Here is a 20,790-nt window from a genome sequence, read left to right as displayed (position 1 = left end):
TATTTTTTTCAATGGGCTGCGTTCTGAGTGCCGTTCAGCCAGTGGGCCGCCCGGTCAGGTTCAGCTATCGGGAAAAAGAGGGGCGGGTGAGCAGCGGCGGCGGAGGATACTGACTCGCGTCGCCGTGCTCAAGTGCTCCAGAGCAGGGCGTCCGGAGCGAAAACAGGGCAATGCCCGTTGCTTCAGTTGATGTGCGCGCCCTGATCGATCCAGGCGCCTACCAGATCACGTTCCTGCTGGGTCATCTGGGTGATATTGCCCAGCGGCATGATCGGCGCGGTGATTGCCTGCGCCTTGATGCGCGGCGCCTGTTGCTGGATCTGTTCAGGCGTATCGAACATCACGCCGGCCGGAGCGACGCTGAATAGCTGGCTGGTAGGCGTGGCCGAGTGACAGACCGAGCAACGTTGCCGGATGACGTCGTGCACCTTGTTGAAGTCTGCACCTGCCACCTTGGCAGGCTCGGGCTGGGCAGGTGCTGCCTGGGCAGGTGCAGCAGCGGGTTGCGCAGGCTGCTCATCAGCCCGATGCCCGCCGACCGCCGTACCGGGCAGTGGCTGATAGACAATTTTTGCCGGCGCTTGCGCAGGGCCGGTGACATACGCCAGGCACAGCATGCCCAGCGCCGCGACCGGCAGGGTCCAGGCAAATCGATGGCTGTCGTGGCGTGTATTGAAGTAATGGCGCACCAGCACGGCCAGCAGCGCGATGCCTGCGAGAATCAGCCAGTTGTACTCACTGCCGTAGGTGCTTGGAAAGTGATTGCTGATCATGATGAACAGCACGGGCAGGGTGAAGTAGTTGTTGTGTCGTGAACGCAACAGGCCTTTTGCCGGAAGGCTTGGGTCCGGCGTGCGGTTCTCGGCAATCGCGGCCACCAGCGCGCGCTGGGCCGGCATGATGATGCGGAACACGTTGCCGACCATGATGGTGCCCATGATCGCGCCCACATGCAGATAGGCACCGCGACCGCTGAACACTTTGCTGAAACCATATGCCGCCGCCACCAGCAGCACGAACAGGACCACGCCCAACAGGGCTGGGCGCTTGCCCAGTGGCGAGTCACACAGAAAGCTGTAAATGAACCAGCCGACGAACAACGAACCCAGGCCGATGTGCACGCCCTCGGCGCCACTCAGGCTGCTGCCCGGTGCCAGCAGGTACAGCGTCGGGTTGGCGTAGAACACCACGCACAACAGCGCGACACCGGACAGCCAGGTCGAATAGGCTTCCCATTTGAACCAGTGCAGATTCTCCGGCATGGTCGGCGGTGCGAGCTTGTACTTCTCCAGGTGGTAGATGCCACCGCCGTGGATCGCCCACAGGTCACCCGACAGGCCTTCACGCGGGTTGCTGCGGTTGAGGTTGTTCTCCAGCCAGACGAAGTAGAACGATGCGCCGATCCAGGCGACGCCGACAATCATGTGAATCCAGCGCACGCCCAGATTCAGCCATTCCATCATATGTGCCAGCACGGTGTTTACCCTTCCAGTGGGTGGGGATCGAGAACCAGCAACTGGCTCTCGGCAAAGTAATGCTCGTCGCAGTTGTTGCCTTCGCCACTGCGATCAACCACCAGGAAGTCATCCCGCTTTTCGATCGTCAGCACTGGATGGTGCCAGACGCCGCGATGGTAATTGACACCTTGCCTGCCGTTCGACACGAAGGCGCGGGTCGCCTCTGATTCAGGCTCATCGCCAACCGGCGCGACCACGATCAGAAAAGGGTTGCCGAGCAGCGGCACGAACGCCTGGCTGCCCAGCGGATGACGCTCCAGCATGCCGATGGTCAACGGCATCGGCAGCGCTTCAGCGCGGAAAATGCTGATGATCGCCTTGTCCTCCGGCTGCGCGGTCTGCACGTCAGCCAGACGATGAAAGCGCATGGTCGAGCCGTTGTTGATCATGAAATGATCGCTGCCGTCGGTTTCAATCACATCACCGAATGGCGCAAAGGCTTCCTTGGTCAGTGGCTCGATTATCAGTTTGCGCATGCGGGTTCTTCTTCAATGGTTTTGAGGGTGCGCTCATCGTTATACACACATCCGCTTTGGATTCTGGCCGGAGGCCGTAGGAGCGGACCGGGCGACGCTTCGCTTGTTCGCGAAAGGGCCGGTACATTCTCCAAAATGCGTCGTCTGAAACACCGTCTTCGCGAACAAATTCGCTCCTACGCCCTTCGGGCAGAAGCCTGGCAGCCTTTTATTCAGGGCGCTCCAGGACTTATGTATATGATGAGCGCCGAACGTAGGAACGAGAGTTTATGCGTTGTTACCTGGACACCTTGCCCAGCACCCGCAACCGGCTCACACCACCGTCCGGGAATACGTTCAGGCGGATGTGGGTGATCGGGCCGATCGCCTTGATCTGCTCGGCGAACTCGTGTTCGGCGTGCATGGTCAGCTTCTGGCTGGGCAGCAACTCGCGCCAGAACAGGCTCTGGGTTTCGATCTGGCTGTCGGTACCACCCTTGACCAGGGCGCCCTGAATCGAGCAGCTGTCCGGGTAGTTGCCTTTGAAGTGCAGGGTATCGACGATGACTTTCTCGACTTCGCCCTGGTGCCCAAGCGCCACGATCACCCAGTCGTTGCCGGGTGTGCGGCGGCGCGCGGTTTCCCAGCCGTCGCCCATGTTCACACCGCGACCAGGGTTGAGGATGTTGCTCATGCTGCCGTAGTGTTCATCGGAGCAGGCAATCGATCGGCCGCCATTGAGCGCCGCAACCAGATCGATCTGCTCGTCCTCGCTGACTTTCGACCAGTCGCGATGCGGCACACCGTACACGCGCAGACGCGCGACTCCGCCATCCGGGTAGATGTTGAAGCGCAGGTGGCTGAACGCCTGATCGTTGCTGATCTCGTGGTAATGATGGCTGTTGCCTTGCAGCTCCACAGACGGCAGCACTTCGGTCCAGGCGGTGTTTTCATCGGGCTCGCCCGACGCCAGGAAGCACGCTTCCAGCGATGCGGAAGGCGGGAAGTTGCCGGTGAAAAACGAGGTGTCGATGTCCACACCCTTGATGGTTCCCGCCACGCCGAGGCGAATCACCGCGCTGTCGTACCCTTCGAAACGCTTACGGCGCGACTCCCAGCCGTCCATCCACTTGCCGTTGTCGTCGAACACGCCTTCTTTCCAGACGGCCGGTGTCGGCTGGAACAGCCGGTTGGCGTCGGCGAACCAGTCATCGGTGACCGAGAGGATTTTGGTGCCCAGACGCGCGTCGGCCAGGTTCACGAACTTCTCGAACGGTGCGGCGTAAACTTTCATGCTCTTTGTCTGCCTTCTGAATACGGTTATGACTGCGACGCTCAAAGCGCCTGTAGACGAAACAGTGCGATCTTGTTGATCTCGGCCAGGGCGCAAGCGAACTCGACCTCGGGCGAGTGGTGGATGCGTTGCTCGAACGCCGCCAGAATCTTATGTCTGTCGCTGCCCTTGACCGCCATGATGAACGGAAAGCCGAAGCGGGCCTTGTAAGCCTCGTTCAACTCGGTAAAGCGCTGAAACTCTTCAGGCGTGCAATGGTGAATACCGGCGCCGGCCTGTTCATCGGTACTGGCCTGAGTCAGCTCGCCCTGAACGGCAGCCTTGCCTGCCAGGTCCGGGTGGGCATTGATCAGTGCCAGTTGTTGCTCGTGTGTGGCACCGAGCAAGATCTCGCTCATGCGAGCGTGCAGGGCCTCCACCTGATCGAGTTGCGAGCCTGTGCTTTGGTCGAACGCTTGCTGCGCGACCCACGGTGAGTGTTCGTAGATATCGGCGAAGGCCGCGATGAACGCATCCCGGCGCAGGCTTGAAGGTGTCAGTGTCTTGAACGTGCTCATTGCTCGGCCTTGCCGGTAAACGGATGTTCAGTGTGCCAGTGCCGGGCGATATCGACACGACGGGTAAACCACACTTGCTCATGGCCTTTGGCGTACTCGATGAAACGCTTGAGTGCGGCGAGGCGGGCGGGGCGGCCGATCAGGCGGCAATGCAGGCCGATGGAAAGCATCTTCGGTGCGTCTTCGCCTTCGGCATACAGCACGTCGAACGCATCCTTGAGGTATTGGAAGAACTGCTCGCCATTGTTGAAACCCTGCACCTGGGTGAAACGCATGTCGTTGGTGTCCAGAGTGTACGGAATCACCAGATGAGGCTTGCCGGTCGGGTTGTTCGGCTCCCAGTACGGCAGGTCATCGTCGTAGGTGTCGCAATCATAGAGAAAACCGCCTTCCTCCATGACCAGGCGCCGGGTGTTGGGGCCGGTGCGCCCGGTGTACCAGCCCAGCGGCCGTTCGCCGCTGATCTCGGTGAGGATCTGGATCGCCTGGCGCATGTGTTCGCGCTCATGGGCTTCGTCCATGTTCTGGTAGTCGATCCAGCGATAGCCGTGGCTGCAGATCTCATGACCTTCGGCGACCATGGCGCGGATCACCTCTGGATGACGCTGCGCGGCCATGGCCACGGCAAAAATGGTCAGGGGGATATCGAACTGCCTGAACAGCTTGAGAATGCGCCACACACCGGCGCGGCTGCCGTATTCGTACAGCGACTCCATGCTCATGTTGCGCTGGCCCTGGACTGGCTGCGCGGCAACCATCTCGGACAGGAAGGCTTCTGATTCCTTGTCGCCGTGCAGAATATTGCGCTCGCCACCTTCCTCGTAATTCAGCACGAAAGACAAGGCAATGCGCGCATTACCCGGCCAGCGTGGGTGAGGCGGGTTGTTGCCGTAACCGATCAGGTCGCGTGGGTAGTCAGCGCTCACTGCAAGCTTCCTTCTTGTCCATGGGGTGCGTTGGATGCGTTAAGTCAGGTGCAATACCAATAGCGGTCAAGGCACTGTCGAATCAAGATTGTATACAATTTTATTTTCAGCTTGTAACCCTGTACGTTTCTGCACCGAAGCGTCTCGGCAAGAGTAAAACAAGCAAGAAACCTGCCTGACTGGTCAGCTAATCGTAAAAAACCTGATATTTTTCCTCTGCTTCCTTCTTGTATGGCCAATCCCGCGCCCAGCCAGCGTCCTGGCTAAGGGCTGCGGAACGATGAAGAATTTATTGTGTACAGGTTTTCCCGAAAGTGTCTTAATCGGTCGCAATCGCACGATGTAGAGCACTTCATTGGTGCACTGCTTCACCATGGCCGGCTGTGAGGAGTGAAGTTTTGGGAAAATTGACCACACATGTACTGGACGCCGCCCACGGCTGCCCCGGCAGCGCCATCCGCATCGAGTTGTACCGGGTCGAAGACCAGCGACTGCTGCATATTGTCAGTACGCTTACCAACAGCGATGGGCGCTGCGATGCGCCGCTGTTGCAGGGTGAGACTTATCAATCCGGCGTCTATCAATTGCACTTCAAGGCTGGCGATTATTACCGCACGCGGGGCGTGGTTCTGAATAAGCCTGCCTTTCTCGATGAGGTGGTGCTGCGCTTCGGCATTGATGCAGGTCAGGAACACTTTCATGTCCCGCTGCTAATCTCGCCGTACAGCTACTCGACGTACCGGGGCAGCTGAATACCTCTTGCCCGCCCCACACTGCGGGCTTTTTTTTGCGCGTGTCTGCGCGTTTGCCCTGTGTACAATGCGCCAGTCCCGACGCCGTAATTCACCTGCGCACGAGTGCCCATGAACGACCAGTCTCTGCCTCTCAAGAAACAGCCGCGCAGGCTTGGCCTAAGCCGTAACGTCACGCAAGACGATATCGTTTACGAACATGTCTTCGATGCCATCCTGGAACAGCGGCTGGCGCCGGGTACCAAACTGAGTGAAGAGGCGCTGGGCGAGATTTTCGGTGTCAGCCGCACGATCATTCGTCGCGCTCTGTCGCGGCTGGGGCATGAGGGCGTCGTGCTGTTGCGCCCCAATCGTGGCGCGGTGGTCGCCAGCCCCAGCGTTGAAGAGGCGCGTCAGGTGTTTTTCGCGCGGCGCATGGTCGAGAAGGCAATCACGCAACTGGCGGTCGAGCACGCCACTGCCGAGCAGCTGGCCGAGCTGCGTCAGATGGTCAGCGACGAGCGCGACAGCTTTGCTCGCGGTGATCGGGGCGCCGGTATTCGTCTGTCCGGCGAGTTTCACCTTCAGTTGGCCGTGGCGGCGAGAAACGCGCCGCTGATCAGCTTCCAGCGCAGCCTGGTGTCGCAGACCTCACTGATCATTGCCCAGTACGAAATCGGTAATCGCACGCATTGTTCCTACGATGAGCACAGCCAGTTGATCGACGCCATCGAAGCCCGCAATGCAGCGCTGGCCGTCGAATTGATGATGCATCACATGGACCACATCGACAGCAAGCTCAACCTTGATGAAGACAGCACCTCTGACGACCTGCATGCAGTGTTCTCGCATGTCATGAGCCGGAAAAAGACGGAGCGTTAAGGCCTCGCGGATAATTCAACTTTCGTGCGACGTTCCGTGTCGTCATGCCGTTGCGGACGCTCCGCATCCTCTTGACGACGCTGGAACGTGAGGAACGAGGCGCTAGCCTCTGTCATGCACCAATCGGCCACCCGACCAGGTCTGCTTCACCGTCCGGTCATCACCGATAGTCATCAGCACGAAGAGAATCTCTTCGATAGTCTTCGCCTGCTTCAAGCGATACGACAGCAGCGGGGTGGCGTTGTAGTCGAGCACCAGGAAGTCGGCCTCGTTGCCGGGCTTCAGGCTGCCGACCTTGTCTTCCAGACGCAGCGCCCGCGCGCCGCCCAGCGTTGCCAGGTACAGTGACTTGAACGGATTGAGCCGCGCGCCCTGCATCTGCATGACTTTGTAGGCCTCGTTGAGGGTCTGCAGAATCGAAAAGCTGGTGCCGCCGCCCACGTCGGTGCCCAGGCCGACATTCACCTTGTGCTTCTCGGTCATTGGCAGGTTGAACAGGCCGCTGCCCAGAAACAGGTTGGAGGTCGGGCAGAAGGCAATCGCCGAACCGGTCTGCGCCAGTCGGGCGCATTGTTCGTCGCACAGGTGCACGCCGTGGGCGAACACCGAGCGCTCGCCGAGCAGGTTGAAGTGATCGTAGACGTCCAGATAATGCTTGCGCTCCGGGAACAGCGCCTTGACCCACTCGATCTCCTGAAGGTTCTCGCTGATGTGGGTCTGCAGGTACAGACCGGGGTATTCGGTGAGCAACTGGCCGGCGAGGCTCAATTGTTCCGGGCTGCTGGTCGGCGCGAAGCGCGGCGTCACTGCGTAGCTCAAACGCCCTTTGCCATGCCAGCGTTCGATAAGCGCCTTGCTGTCGGCGTACCCGGTTTCTGGCGTATCGACCAGGTAATCCGGTGCATTGCGGTCCATCATCACCTTGCCGGCGATCATGCGCAGATCAAGTGCCTGGGCCGCACTGAAAAATGCCTCGACCGATTCCTTGTGCACACTGCCGAACACCAGCGCCGTGGTCGTACCGTTGCGCAGCAATTCCTTGATGAAGATGTCGGCCACCTGCGCCGAATGCGCGGGGTCGGCGAACTGGCTTTCGCAGGGAAAGGTGTAGGTGTTGAGCCAATCCAGCAATTGCTCGCCGTAGGAGCCGATCATGCCGGTTTGCGGCAAGTGAATATGGGTGTCGATGAACCCCGGTGTGATCAGGGCGTCCGGGTATCCGATCAGCTCGACATCGTCGTCGAGGCGCTCCAGCAGATCGGCAGCGTGACCCACCGAAACGATCTTGCCGTCCTCGACCAGCAACAGGCCGTCGGCAAAGTATTCATAGGATGCCTCCAGCGCCACTTCGGCCGGGTCGGCGAGGCTGTGAACGATGGCGGCGCGGTAGGCTTTACGGCGGGAAACTGAACTCATGGCACTCTCGTTGGGACTCATTGCGACTGACTGCGGCGCGATGCAGGCAGCAGTCTGGCGATAGGTTCGGCGTTGGCGGTGTGTTGGCCAAAGCTGACATTGTAAGTGGCGATTATTTCCGCGGCGATCGACACCGCGATCTCGATGGGTAGCTTGCCTTTGACCTCGGCCAGGCCCATCGGGCAACGCATGCGTTGCAGCAGACTGGCGTCGAAACCGCGCTCCCGCAAGCGATGTTCGAACTTGACCCGTTTGGTTTTCGAGCCGATCAGCCCGAAGTAACCAAAGTCGCCACGCCTGAGGATGGCGGCCGTCAGTTCCAGATCCAGCTGATGGTTGTGGGTCATCACGATGCAATAGGTGCCGACCGGCAGTTGCGCGACCTCGTCGACCGGCTCGTCGTTGATGATCTTCGTCACGCCCTCGGGCATCGACTCGGGGAATTCCTGCTCACGGCTGTCGATCCAGCGTACCCGGCAGGGCAGGCTGGCCAGCAGCGGCACCAGGGCGCGGCCGACGTGACCGGCACCGAACACGGCGATCTGCGCGACGGGCTCGCCCATCGGTTCGAACAACAGCACGTTCACGCCGCCGCAGCACTGGCCCAGGCTTGCACCCAGGTTGAAGCGTTCCAGGCGCGTCTGCCGGGTGCCGCTGGCAAGCATCTCGCGGGCGATTTCCATGGCCTTGTATTCCAGGTGGCCGCCACCGATGGTGTCGTGGATGTGCTCGGCGCAGACCACCATTTTCGATCCGGCATTACGTGGCGTGGAGCCCAGCTCCTCGATGATCGTCACTAGAATGCCGGGTTCTCCACTGGCCTGCAGCTCGGCCAGGGCGCTGATCCAGTTGTTCATTTCTGCTCCAGGACAGAGTGATCCAGGCCAGGCGCCTTCGCGAGCAAGCTCGCTCCCACGGGAGCATCCTGAATAGGTGAAGGCGAGCCTGGAGCCTCTTCATTTGCTCGCGAAGCGGCAGAAACAATCGGCTCGGCGCCTTCGCTGGGTGCGCGACGCGCAGCGCTGTGCTGGCGCATCTGTTCGCAGCCCCACAACACTTTTTCCGGCGTCGCCGGGGCGTCGATGTCTGGTTGATGACGATAGTCACCCAAGCTCGCCACGGCGTCCTTGATGGCGCACCAGGCGGCGATGCCGAGCATGAACGGCGGCTCGCCGACGGCCTTGGAATGGAACACCGTGTCTTCCGGGTTCTTGCGGTTCTCTACCAGCTTGATGCGCAGATCGAGCGGCATGTCTGCCACTGCCGGGATCTTGTAGGACGCCGGGCCGCTGGTCATCAGCTTGCCCTTGTCGTTCCACACCAGTTCCTCGGTGGTCAGCCAGCCGGCGCCCTGAATATAGCCGCCTTCGACCTGACCGATATCGATGGCCGGGTTCAGCGACGCGCCGACGTCGTGAAGGATGTCGGTGCGCAACATCTTGTATTCGCCGGTCAGCGTATCGACGATGACCTCCACGCAGGCTGCGCCAAAGGCGTAGTAATAGAACGGCCGGCCACGCGCCTGGCTGCGGTCGTAGAAAATCTTCGGCGTCTTGTAATAGCCGGTGCTCGACAGCGACACCTGGCCCATCCATGCCAATTGCGCCAGTTCGGCGAACGGCAGGTACAGCTCGCCGATCCGCACATGGCCGTTGCGGAATTCGACCTCTGCTTCGCTCACCTGATAGTGCATGGCAGCAAACTCCACCAGCCTTTGCTTGAGGATTTCAGCGGCATTTTGTGCGGCTTTGCCGTTAAGGTCCGTACCGCTCGAAGCGGCAGTGGGCGAGGTGTTCGGCACCTTGTCGGTGTTGGTCGCGGTGATCTGTATGCGCTCGATGTCCACCTGGAACACCTCGGCCACGACCTGCGCGACCTTGGTGTTCAAACCCTGGCCCATTTCGGTGCCGCCATGGTTCAGGTGGATGCTGCCGTCGGTGTAGATATGAATCAGCGCACCGGCCTGATTGAGAAAGCTGGCGGTGAACGAGATGCCGAACTTGACCGGTGTCAGCGCCAAGCCTTTTTTCAGCACCGGGCTGCCGGCATTGAACGCACGAATCGCTTCGCGGCGCTCGGCGTACTGGCTGCTTTGCTCGAGGTCGGCGGTCATCTCTTCCAGCAGGTTGTGTTCGACCGTCTGGTAATAGTGGGTGATGTTGCGCTCGGTCTTGCCGTAATAGTTGGCCTTGCGCACGTGCAACGGGTCCTTGCCGAGGAAGCGTGCAATGCAGTCCATGACCTCTTCGATGGCGACCATGCCCTGCGGGCCGCCAAAGCCCCGGTAGGCGGTATTGGACGCAGTGTGCGTCTTGCAGCGGTGACCGTTGACGGTGGCTTCGCCCAGGTAATAGGCGTTGTCGGCATGAAACATGGCGCGGTCGACGATGGACGCCGAGAGGTCCGGCGAATAGCCACAGTTGCCGGCCAGATCCAGCTGTATGCCCTGCAAGCGTCCGTCATCGTCGAAGCCCACGTCGTACTCGATGTAGAACGGGTGGCGCTTGCCGGTCATCTGCATGTCTTCGAAGCGTTGCAGGCGCATCTTGGTGGGCTGGCCGGTCAAGCGGGCAATCACGGCGCACAGGCAGGCCGGACTGGCCGCCTGGGTTTCCTTGCCGCCAAAACCACCGCCCATGCGGCGCATGTCGACCACGATGCGGTTCATCGGCACGCCCAGCACCTCGGCCACCAGCTTCTGGATTTCCGTGGGGTTCTGGGTCGAGCAATAGACGATCATGCCGCCGTCTTCGGTCGGCATCACCGAGGAGATCTGGGTTTCCAGGTAAAAATGTTCCTGGCCTCCAATGTGCAGGTTGCCCTGTAGGCGGTGGGTTGCGCGCGCCAGGGCAGCGGCAGAGTCGCCACGCTTGTGGGTATGGCTGTCGAGCACGAAGTGTTTCTGGCGCAGGGCCTGGACCACATCCAGCACCGGTTGCAGGTCTTCGTATTCGATGATTGCCGCCATGGCTGCCTGGCGTGCAATGTCCAGGTCGCGAGCCGCCACCGCGAGCACCGGTTGCCCGACGAACTCCACCTTGTCGATGGCCAGCAGCGGGTCGCCGGGCAGCAACGGCCCAATGTCCTTGAGCCCCGGAATATCCTGATGGGTAATCGCGATGCGTACACCTTCGAAGGCGTAGCAGGGCGTGGTATCGATGCTGATGATGCGCGCATGGGCTCGGTCGGAAAGGCGTGCGTAGACGTGCAACTGGTTGGGGAATTCCAGGCGATCATCGATGTACACCGCTTCGCCTGACACGTGTTTGTCGGCACTGTCGTGCTTGACGCTGCGGCCCACGCCGGTGTTCAGACCCTGCTGAAATACCGCAAGCATCTCGGCCTGGGTGGTGTTTGGGGAATGCTCAGACATAGTCAGTCACCCGCGTTGGAACGGCTGGGGTCTGTAATTCGATGAAGTACTTGCGCAGCAGGTTTTGCGCGCTCAACAGGCGGTATTCCTTGCTCGCCCGGAAATCCGACAGCGGGGTGAAGTCCTCGCGCAGCGCAGCGCAGGCGCGCTCGACGGTTGCATGGTTCCATGGCTGCCCGATCAGCGCCTGTTCGCAGGCCGCTGCACGTTTCGGAATCGCCGCCATACCGCCGAACGCTACGCGAGCCTCGTGGATCACGCCATCTTCAAGGGTCAGGCGAAAAGCAGCGCAGACCGCCGAGATGTCGTCATCCAGACGTTTGGAGACTTTATAGGCGCGGAAAATCTGTCGCGCAGAGGCGGTGGGCACGATGATTTTTTCGATGAACTCGCTTTCCTGACGGGCCGTGACCTTGTAATCGATGAAATAGTCTTCCAGTGCCAGGGTGCGCTGACTGTTGCCTTTGCGCAGCACGACCTGCGCACCAAGGGCGATCAGCAGCGGCGGGGAATCGCCGATGGGGGAGGCGTTGCCGATGTTGCCACCCAGCGTGCCCTGATTGCGGATCTGTAACGAGGCGAAGCGCTGCAGTAACTCGCCAAAGTCCGGGTATTCGGCCTTTAGCGCTGCATAACAATCGGTCAGTGGGGTTGCCGCACCGATCTCCAGGCGATCGTCGAAACGCTTCACGCCCTTCATCTCGTCAATGTGTCCGACGTAAATCATCACTGGCAACTGTTTGTGAAACTGCGTGACTTCCAGGGCCAGATCGGTGCCGCCGGCCAGCAGACGCGCCTGTGGATGGCTGTCGTAGAGGTCCGCCAGATCCGCAACGGTCAGCGGAATGAAGCAGCGTTTTTCGCCGTCATTCAGTTCTTCGGTGCCGGCCGGGGCGATGGCGCGCAGGCGTTCGACGGTTTGCGCCTGGCGCTGATCGAACTGGTCCGGCAGGCGCTGCGCGCAAGACTGCTCGGCGGCGGCCAGAATAGGGCGATAGCCGGTGCAGCGACACAGGTTGCCGGCCAGGGCTTCGTGGGCCTGATGGGCATCGGCTTCGCTGCTGTTCTTTTGCAGGGCAAACAGCGACATCACGAAACCCGGGGTACAAAAGCCGCATTGCGAGCCATGACACTCGACCATCGCCTTCTGCACGCTGTGCAACTGGCCCTGATGTTTGAGGTCCTCGACGCTGATCAATTGTTTGCCGTGCAGCGACGCCATGAACGTCAGGCATGAATTGAGGCTGCGATAACGCAGCGTTTGCTCGCCGTCGGCGTCACTGTGCAACTCGCCTACCACGACGGTGCAGGCACCGCAGTCACCACTGGCACAACCTTCCTTGGTACCGGGCTTGTGTGCCTGCTCACGCAGGTAGGTCAGCACGGTCATGTTCGGATTCAGGCTGCGCTCGGTTTTTAGCTCTTGGTTCAAAAGGAACTGAATCACGGCGCAAAGCCCTCACGTTTATTGTCATCAGACATGTCGATGAATCTATCAGCTATGTTTATTGGGTCAATTTGTTTCTGACTTCAGAGTCAGGAAATTGAGTTTTTCGGCCATCTGCCGATCAAACAACCTCTGGTTCTTGAATTGCCTGCCGGCTGTATTCAAGGTTTTGCGTATTTCGTGCCAGTTTCCGCGTTTATGGCCCTGCGCCACCGGTGCCGGTTGCGATACACTCCGCGGCTTGCATGCGGAACTGGTTTTTTCTGAAGGATAGTCATGACGTTCAAGGCCCCGGACAGCCTCGCTGAGCAAATTGCTCATCATCTTGCCGAGCGGATCATTCGCGGTGAGCTCAAGCCTGGAGAGCGTATCCAGGAACAGAAAGTCACGCAGGCGTTGAACGTCAGCCGTGGCTCCGTGCGCGAAGCATTACTGATTCTGGAGCGCCGCCACCTGGTGGTGATCCTGCCGCGTCGTGGCGCACAGGTCACGGTGCTCAACGCACACAATGTCACCAGCCTGTGCTGCATGATGAGAGAGCTGTACATTCTGCTGGCCAACGCGGTGGTCGAGCGCTGGACGACCGAGGCGGATCTTGCGCCGTTCATGCAGATACAACAGCGTCTGCAGGCCAGTTTCGAGCAGCAGGACGTCAATGCATTCGTCGAAGAGAGCTTCAATGTGATGCGCGCAGCCTATCCGTTCGCCAACAACCCGTACCTTGAGGAAACCGTCGAGAATCTGCAGCCTTCCATGAGCCGCAGCTATTTCATCGCGCTCGAGCAACGCAAGGCCGATATGGGCGACTACCTGGCGTTGTTCGACGAACTGCTTGGCGCAGTGGTGGCACGGGATATCCCGAAGATTCGTGTTGTGCTGGTCAGCTACTGTCAGCGCAGCTGCCAGTTGGTGCTGGCCGCCCTGGCAGCGGGCTGACGCCGTGCGCCTGAAGTGCATCAAGCTGGCGGGGTTCAAATCTTTCGTCGACCCCACCACGGTGAACTTCCCCAGCAACATGGCGGCTGTCGTCGGCCCCAATGGCTGTGGTAAATCCAACATCATTGACGCCGTGCGCTGGGTCATGGGCGAAAGCTCGGCCAAGAACCTGCGCGGCGAGTCGATGACCGACGTCATCTTCAACGGCTCCACCAGCCGCAAACCGGTCAGCCAGGCCAGCATCGAGCTGGTCTTCGATAACTCCGACGGCACGTTGGTGGGCGAGTACGCGGCGTATGCGGAAATCTCCATTCGCCGCAAAGTGACCCGCGACAGCCAGAACAGCTACTACCTCAACGGCACCAAGTGCCGCCGTCGCGACATCACCGATATCTTCCTCGGCACCGGCCTGGGGCCGCGCAGCTATTCGATCATCGAACAGGGCATGATCTCCAAACTGATCGAGGCCAAGCCTGAAGACCTGCGCAACTTCATCGAAGAAGCCGCGGGGATCTCCAAGTACAAGGAGCGGCGCCGGGAAACCGAAAACCGCATTCGTCGCACCCACGAGAACCTGGCGCGCCTGACCGACCTGCGTGAAGAGCTGGAGCGCCAGCTGGAGCGTCTGCACCGGCAGGCTCAGGCCGCCGAGAAGTATCAGGAATACAAGGCCGAAGAGCGCCAGCTGAAAGCGCAATTGTCGGCCCTGCGCTGGCAGGCGCTGAATGATCTGGTGGGTCAGCGCGAGGCGGTGATCGGCAATCAGGAAGTGGGCTTCGAGGCGCTGGTGGCCGATCAGCGCAGTGCCGATGCCAGTATCGAAAGGCTGCGCGACGGCCACCATGACCTGTCCGAACGCTTCAACCTGGTGCAGGGCCGCTTTTATTCGGTCGGCGGCGACATTGCCCGCGTCGAGCAGAGCATTCAGCACGGTCAGCAGCGGCTGCGCCAGTTGCAGGATGACCTGCGAGAAGCTGAGCGTGCCCGCCAGGAAACCGAATCGCACCTTGGGCACGACACCACCTTGCTCGCCACCCTCGGCGAAGAGCTGGAGATGCTCGAGCCCGAGCAGGAAATGACCAGCGCCGCCGCCGAGGAGTCGGCCATCGCTCTGGAAGACGCCGAAGCGGCCATGCAGGGCTGGCAGGAGAAGTGGGACGTCTTCAATCAGCAATCCGCCGAGCCGCAGCGTCAGGCACAGGTCCAGCAGTCACGCATTCAGCAGCTGGAACAGAGCATCGAACGCCTGGCAGAGCGCCAGCGGCGTCTGGCCGAAGAGCGTCAACTGCTGGCCGCCGACCCGGAAGATGCGGCCATTCTGCAATTGAGCGAAGACCTCGCCACCCGCGACATGACCCTTGAAGAGCTGCACATGGGCGAAGAGCAGGCGGTCGAGCGTCTTGAGCAATTGCGCGAGGCGTTGCAGCACGCCAGTCAGGCGCAACAGCAGGCGCAGGGCGAGCTGCAACGTCTCAATGGCCGGCTGGCGTCCCTGGAGGCGCTGCAGCAGGCTGCACTTGACCCGGACACCGGCACCGCCGAGTGGCTGCGTGACCAGCAACTGGCCGAGCGACCGCGTCTGGCCGAGGGGCTGAGCGTCGAAGCCGGCTGGGAACTGGCCGTGGAAACCGTGCTTGGCGCTGATTTGCAGGCCGTGCTGGTGGATGACTTCGACGGCCTCGATCTGGCCGGTTTTCAGCAGGGCGACCTGCGCTTGCTCAGCGCGGGTGCTGACACGGTTCGCGCGCCGGGCAGCTTGCTGGAAAAGGTCGACAGCACGGTTGATCTGTCCGCCTGGCTGGGCCAGGTGATTCCGGTGGAGAACCTGGATGAGGCGCTGGCGCGACGCGTACAACTCAGCGCCGGACAAAGCCTGATCAGTCGTGACGGCTACTGGGTGGGGCGGCACTTTTTGCGCGTACGCCGCGCCAGCGAAGCGCAGAGTGGTGTGCTGGCGCGCGGTCAGGAATTGCAGCGGCTGAGTCTGGAGCGCGATGAGCGCGAGGCGACGCTGGCCACTTTGGAAGAGCAATTACTGGTCTTGCGCGAGCAGCAGTCGCAGGAGGAAGACGCCCGTGAGCAGTTGCGCCGTCGCGTGCAGGACGAAACCCGTCAGCAAAGCGAACTGAAAGCGCAGCTGTCGGCGGTCCGGGTAAAAGTCGAGCAGTTGACCCTGCGGCGCACCCGCCTTGATGAGGAACTGGCCGAGCTGGGCGAGCAGCGCGCAGTCGAGCACGAGCAACTTGGCGAATCGCGCCTGCAATTGCAGGACGCGCTGGACAGCATGGCGCAGGATACCGAACAGCGCGAGGTGCTGCAGGCTCAGCGTGATGCGCTGCGTGAGCGTCTGGACCGGATACGTCAGGATGCGCGGCAGCACAAGGATCACAGTCATCAACTGGCGGTGCGTCTGGGCTCGATCAAGGCGCAATACGATTCGACCCGTCAGGCGCTGGAGCGCCTGCGCATGCAGTCCGAAAGGCTTACCGAGAAGCGCGAACAACTGAGCCTGAATCTGGAGGAGGGCGAGGCACCGCTCGAAGAGCTGCGCCTCAAGCTTGAAGAGTTGCTGGAACGGCGCATGGTGGTCGATGACGAAATGCGCATCGCCAAGAACGCACTCGAAGACGCTGACCGCGAATTGCGTGAGGCAGAAAAACGCCGCACCCAGGCCGAGCAGCAATCGCAACTGCTGCGTGGCCAGCTGGAACAACAGCGTCTGGAGTGGCAGGCACTGACGGTGCGTCGCAAAGCTTTGCAAGACCAACTGCATGAAGACGGCTACGACTTGCACGGCGTGCTCGCCACGCTGACGCCGGAAGCCAGCGAACAGGCTGCCGAGCAGCAACTGGAAAGCATCGCCGGGCGTATTCAGCGTCTGGGCGCAATCAACCTCGCGGCCATCGACGAGTATCAGCAGCAGTCCGAGCGCAAGCGCTATCTGGATGCGCAGGATGCCGATCTGGTCGAAGCGCTGGACACTCTGGAAAACGTCATCCGCAAGATCGACAAGGAGACCCGAAACCGCTTCAAGGATACCTTCGATCAGATAAATAGCGGAATTCAGGCACTTTTCCCAAAAGTTTTCGGTGGTGGCTCCGCTTATTTGGAACTGACAGGCGAAGATTTACTCGATACTGGGGTGACAATCATGGCGCGTCCCCCTGGCAAGAAGAACAGCACCATCCATTTGCTCTCGGGTGGTGAAAAAGCCCTGACCGCGCTGGCGCTGGTGTTTGCCATTTTCAAACTCAATCCTGCGCCGTTTTGCATGCTTGACGAGGTGGATGCGCCGCTGGATGACGCCAACGTGGGGCGCTATGCACGATTGGTGAAAGAAATGTCACAAACGGTGCAGTTCATCTACATCACCCACAACAAGATCGCCATGGAAATGGCCGATCAACTGATGGGGGTGACGATGCACGAGCCCGGTTGTTCGCGGCTGGTAGCGGTGGATGTGGAGCAGGCGATGGCGCTGGTGGATGCCTGATTCGACGCCTCGTTCTGCGGACAAGTGGCCGCCCGGAGGCCTGAAAATGAGACGCTGGTACATGAGATGGCAATTTGGGCGGCGAAGAGACGTAACAGACGGTGTAAAGTTACCTTTGGTCGTGCTAGTTTAGTGACCACTTTTTATTTTCGCGTGGGCGAATTGCCAGTCAGAACATAGACTTGGCACCACGTATTAAAGGGGTTTAGGCCCTTATTTTCAGATTTCTTCATTAGAGGCACTGGATTACATGGAAATCGGTCTGCGCGAGTGGCTGATCGTCATCGGCATAATAGTCATCGCCGGTATTCTCTTTGATGGCTGGCGCCGTATGCGCGGCAGCAAGGGTAAATTGAAATTCAGACTGGATCGGAGCTTCTCCAACCTTCCGGATGAAGAAGAAACCACGTCTGCCGAAGTGCTGGGTCCGCCCCGTGTGCTGGATACGCACAAGGAGCCGCAGCTCGACGAGCAGGATCTGCCGTCCATGAGCGCCAGCCCGCGTGAAGGCAAGCGCAGCAACAGCGACAAGCGCAATGACAAGAAACGCAAAGATGAGCCACAGCAGGGCGACCTGAACCTGGATCTCGATGGCCCGAGCCTGTTCACCGGCCGCGACGACGATTTTCCGGATGACAAGCCTGCCCAGCGCATCACCGAAGACAAGGACCTGCCTCCGGTTGAGGAAGTACTGGTCATCAGCGTGATCTCGCGCAGCGAAGGCGGTTTCAAGGGCCCGGCACTGTTGCAGAACATTCTGGAAAGCGGCCTGCGTTTTGGCGAGATGGACATTTTCCACCGTCACGAGAGCATGGCTGGCAACGGCGAAGTGCTGTTCTCGATGGCCAATGCGGTCAAGCCCGGCGTGTTCGACCTGGACGATATCGACCATTTCAGCACCCGTGCGGTCAGCTTCTTCCTCGGCTTGCCAGGCCCTCGTCATCCCAAGCAGGCATTCGACGTCATGGTTGCCGCCGCTCGCAAGCTGGCTCACGAGCTGGATGGCGAACTGAAGGATGATCAGCGCAGCGTCATGACCGCGCAGACCATCGAGCATTACCGCCAGCGCATCGTCGAGTTCGAACGTCGTGCGTTGACCCAGCGTCGCGGTTAAGCAAGCCCTTGGGCAGGTCCCCGATCATGAGCGTGCTGCGGCACGCCCTGCCGGGGCCTGACCTGAACAGAACAGAGCCAACAGATTAAGCAGCCTCGGCTGCTTTTTTGCTTTTTGAGAGAACACCGTATGAAGGCCGTCGAAACCCGAATCCTGGAACTGCGTGCAGAGCTGGATCAGCACAACTACCGCTATCACGTTCTGGATGAACCGAGCATTCCGGATGTCGAGTACGACCGCCTGTTTCACGAGCTCAAGGCCCTGGAGGCGGAAAACCCCCATCTGGTCACCCCTGATTCGCCGACGCAACGGGTCGGAAGCGCTGCCTTGTCGGCGTTCACCCAGGTGCGTCACGAAATGCCGATGCTCAGCCTGGGCAACGCGTTCGAAGAAAACGACATGCTTGAGTTCGACCGGCGGGTGACCGAGGGGCTGGACTTGCCGGCCGGCGACCTGTTTGGCGAAGGCAGCAAGGTGCAGTACAGCTGCGAACCCAAGCTGGACGGTCTGGCAGTCAGCCTGCTGTATCGCGACGGCGCTCTGGTGCGGGGCGCGACACGCGGCGACGGAACCACCGGCGAAGACATCAGTGTCAACGTGCGCACAGTGCGTAACATCCCGCTCAAGCTGCAAGGCAAGGGCTGGCCGGATGTGCTGGAAGTGCGTGGTGAAGTGTTCATGTCCAAGGCCGGTTTCGAGCGCCTCAACGCCAGTCAGCTGGAAATCGGCGGCAAGACCTTCGCCAACCCGCGCAACGCAGCAGCGGGCAGTCTGCGTCAGCTGGATTCCAAGATCACGGCCAACCGGCCGCTGGAGTTCTGTTGCTATGGTCTGGGCCAGACGTCGGCGGAAATCGCCGACACTCACATCGGCGTGCTTGAAGCGCTGAAAAAATGGGGCATGCCGGTCAGTCGCGAGCTGAAACTGGCGAATGGCGTCGAGGAGTGCCTGGCCTATTACCGCGATATCGGTGAGCGACGCCTGGCGCTGACTTACGAGATCGACGGTGTGGTGTTCAAGGTCAACAACCTGGCAGCGCAGCGCGAACTGGGCTTCCGCGCCCGTGAGCCACGCTGGGCGATTGCCCATAAATTCCCCGCCATGGAAGAGCTCACCGAGCTGCTGGATGTCGAGTTTCAGGTGGGCCGTACCGGCGCAGTGACGCCGGTCGCGCGGCTCAAGCCGGTCAAGGTGGCAGGCGTCATGGTCGCCAACGCCACGCTGCATAACATGGACGAAGTGGCGCGGCTCGGCCTGATGATCGGCGACACGGTGATCATCCGGCGTGCCGGTGACGTGATTCCACAGGTGGTGCAGGTCGTTGCCGAGCGCCGCCCCGAGAATGCCAGGGCAGTGCAGGTTCCACAGACCTGCCCGGTGTGCGGCTCGCACGTCGAGCGCACGCAGTTGATCAAACGCAGCAAAGGCAAGGAAACCGTCACCGAGGGCGCGGTGTATCGCTGTGTCGGGCGTCTGGCCTGCGGTGCGCAACTCAAGCAGGCGATCATCCATTACGTCTCGCGTCGCGCCATGGACATCGAAGGGCTGGGAGACAAGACCATCGAGCAGCTGGTCGATGAGAAACTCATCGGCTCGCCTGCCGATCTGTACAAGCTGAAATACGAACAGATCATCGACCTGGAAGGCTTCGCTGAAATCTCCAGCAACAAGCTGCTCAAGGCCATCGCCGACAGCCGACAGCCAACCCTGGCGCGCTTCATCTATGCCTTGGGCATTCCCGATGTGGGTGAAGAGACGGCCAAGGTCCTGGCGCGTTCGCTGGCGTCGCTGGAGCGTGTCAAACAGGCTTTGCCGGAAGTCTTGACCTACCTGCCGGATGTCGGCCTGGAAGTCGCTTACGAGATTCACAGCTTCTTCGAGGACGAGCACAACCGTAGCGTCATCGATGCGCTGCTCGGTGAATGCGGTCTGCAATTGCAGGACCAGGGCGAGCTGGGCGCCGAGTTCGCGGCCAGCACCACACTGGAAGGGCTGATCGACAAACTGCACATTCCGTCGGTAGGGCCGGGTGCTGCGCAGAAACTGGCGGACCGGTTCGGTACGCTGGAGGCCATCATCAGCGCCGACTGGCTGGACATGCGTCAGGCACTGCCGGAGAAACAGGCCAAGTCGGTCCGCGATTTCTTCGACGACAGCGCAAACGCCGAGCGTGCCCGCGCCATCGAAGCCCAGCTCAAGGACTTCGGCATGCACTGGCGCAGCGAGAAAAAAACCGTCGAAGGCTTGCCGCTGGCAGGCCAGACCTGGGTGCTGACCGGCTCGCTGGAGCGCATGAGCCGCGATGTCGCCAAGGAAAAGCTCGAAAGCCTCGGTGCCAAGGTGTCCGGCTCGGTCTCGGCCAAGACCCACACCGTGGTCGCGGGGCCTGGTGCCGGCTCGAAGCTGACCAAGGCCAACGAACTGGGTCTTACCGTGCTGGACGAAGATGCACTGCTCAAACGCTTGACCGAGCTGGGCGTGGCGGTTGATTGAGGGAGGCCGACGCTCCGTATGCCCTGATGATCGTGCGACGCTCTGCGTCGCAGGCAGTTCTGGACGCTCTGCGTCCGATCTTGAGTGTGAGGGTGCGGCGTAGATCTGTGACGCGGAGCGTCACGCACTGCATTCCCACGCTGGAGTGAGGAACGA

Annotated in this window: 15 protein-coding genes; 6 read left to right on the top strand and 9 right to left on the bottom strand. The window is 60.6% G+C overall.

Features of this window, described 5'->3' with window-relative positions:
* Positions 1-182 precede the first annotated feature (182 nt).
* The 5 genes from JOE29_RS15655 to puuE all read right to left on the bottom strand — a co-directional run bounded on the left by JOE29_RS15655 (position 183) and on the right by puuE (position 4,749).
* The gene (locus tag JOE29_RS15655) at positions 183-1,475 is read right to left on the bottom strand and encodes a urate hydroxylase PuuD (RefSeq protein ID WP_003423374.1); all 1,293 of its coding nucleotides are present in this window, start codon (positions 1,473-1,475) and stop codon (positions 183-185) included.
* Between the two features lie 5 nt (positions 1,476-1,480).
* Complete coding sequence (locus JOE29_RS15650) at positions 1,481-1,993, bottom strand: ureidoglycolate lyase (RefSeq protein ID WP_003396316.1); 513 nt, start codon at positions 1,991-1,993, stop codon at positions 1,481-1,483.
* A gap of 277 nt (positions 1,994-2,270) precedes the next feature.
* Positions 2,271-3,266, bottom strand: coding sequence for an allantoicase (gene alc, locus JOE29_RS15645; RefSeq protein ID WP_016567640.1), 996 nt, complete (start codon positions 3,264-3,266; stop codon positions 2,271-2,273).
* A 41-nt stretch (positions 3,267-3,307) separates the two neighbouring features.
* Entirely contained in the window at positions 3,308-3,823 is a 516-nt protein-coding gene (uraD, locus tag JOE29_RS15640) for a 2-oxo-4-hydroxy-4-carboxy-5-ureidoimidazoline decarboxylase (protein ID WP_044311676.1), read from the bottom strand.
* Complete coding sequence (gene puuE, locus JOE29_RS15635; RefSeq protein ID WP_210079681.1) at positions 3,820-4,749, bottom strand: allantoinase PuuE; 930 nt, start codon at positions 4,747-4,749, stop codon at positions 3,820-3,822. Before puuE ends, uraD begins: the two co-directional genes overlap by 4 nt.
* Before the next feature lie 398 nt (positions 4,750-5,147).
* Between puuE and uraH the strand changes: the two genes are divergently transcribed.
* Positions 5,148-5,501 carry a hydroxyisourate hydrolase gene (gene uraH / locus JOE29_RS15630; protein WP_003396325.1) on the top strand — a complete coding sequence of 118 codons (354 nt, stop codon included), beginning with the start codon at positions 5,148-5,150 and terminating at the stop codon, positions 5,499-5,501.
* A gap of 111 nt (positions 5,502-5,612) precedes the next feature.
* A complete protein-coding gene (locus tag JOE29_RS15625) occupies positions 5,613-6,362 on the top strand; it encodes a GntR family transcriptional regulator (RefSeq protein ID WP_210079680.1) in 750 nt (249 codons plus the stop codon).
* Positions 6,363-6,464: 102 nt separating this feature from the next.
* Here JOE29_RS15625 and guaD read toward each other — a convergent pair whose 3' ends face one another.
* From guaD to xdhA, 4 genes are read right to left on the bottom strand one after another with little or no spacing between them, the layout of a single operon-like run.
* Positions 6,465-7,778, bottom strand: a complete 1,314-nt coding sequence (gene guaD, locus JOE29_RS15620; protein ID WP_177231928.1) for a guanine deaminase — start codon at positions 7,776-7,778, stop codon at positions 6,465-6,467.
* Between the two features lie 17 nt (positions 7,779-7,795).
* Complete coding sequence (xdhC, locus tag JOE29_RS15615; RefSeq protein WP_074996999.1) at positions 7,796-8,635, bottom strand: xanthine dehydrogenase accessory protein XdhC; 840 nt, start codon at positions 8,633-8,635, stop codon at positions 7,796-7,798.
* The gene (gene xdhB / locus JOE29_RS15610) at positions 8,632-11,151 is read right to left on the bottom strand and encodes a xanthine dehydrogenase molybdopterin binding subunit (RefSeq protein WP_210079679.1); all 2,520 of its coding nucleotides are present in this window, start codon (positions 11,149-11,151) and stop codon (positions 8,632-8,634) included. Before xdhB ends, xdhC begins: the two co-directional genes overlap by 4 nt.
* Complete coding sequence (gene xdhA / locus JOE29_RS15605) at positions 11,144-12,598, bottom strand: xanthine dehydrogenase small subunit (RefSeq protein WP_074996997.1); 1,455 nt, start codon at positions 12,596-12,598, stop codon at positions 11,144-11,146. Before xdhA ends, xdhB begins: the two co-directional genes overlap by 8 nt.
* Before the next feature lie 276 nt (positions 12,599-12,874).
* On the opposite strand from xdhA, the gene JOE29_RS15600 reads away from it, so the two are divergent.
* The 4 genes from JOE29_RS15600 to ligA all read left to right on the top strand — a co-directional run bounded on the left by JOE29_RS15600 (position 12,875) and on the right by ligA (position 20,634).
* Positions 12,875-13,534, top strand: coding sequence for a GntR family transcriptional regulator (locus JOE29_RS15600; RefSeq protein WP_032660415.1), 660 nt, complete (start codon positions 12,875-12,877; stop codon positions 13,532-13,534).
* Between the two features lie 4 nt (positions 13,535-13,538).
* Complete coding sequence (smc, locus tag JOE29_RS15595; protein ID WP_003423392.1) at positions 13,539-17,027, top strand: chromosome segregation protein SMC; 3,489 nt, start codon at positions 13,539-13,541, stop codon at positions 17,025-17,027.
* Positions 17,028-17,277: 250 nt separating this feature from the next.
* Positions 17,278-18,141 carry a cell division protein ZipA gene (zipA, locus tag JOE29_RS15590; RefSeq protein ID WP_003343047.1) on the top strand — a complete coding sequence of 288 codons (864 nt, stop codon included), beginning with the start codon at positions 17,278-17,280 and terminating at the stop codon, positions 18,139-18,141.
* A 129-nt stretch (positions 18,142-18,270) separates the two neighbouring features.
* Entirely contained in the window at positions 18,271-20,634 is a 2,364-nt protein-coding gene (gene ligA, locus JOE29_RS15585) for an NAD-dependent DNA ligase LigA (protein WP_003423394.1), read from the top strand.
* Positions 20,635-20,790: the final 156 nt, after the last annotated feature.

Source organism: Pseudomonas sp. PvP009, assembly GCF_017832995.1.
Lineage (GTDB): Bacteria > Pseudomonadota > Gammaproteobacteria > Pseudomonadales > Pseudomonadaceae > Aquipseudomonas > Aquipseudomonas syringae.
The sequence above is the reverse complement of the archived record's forward strand: the minus strand, read 5'-3'. Positions and strand labels throughout refer to the sequence as shown.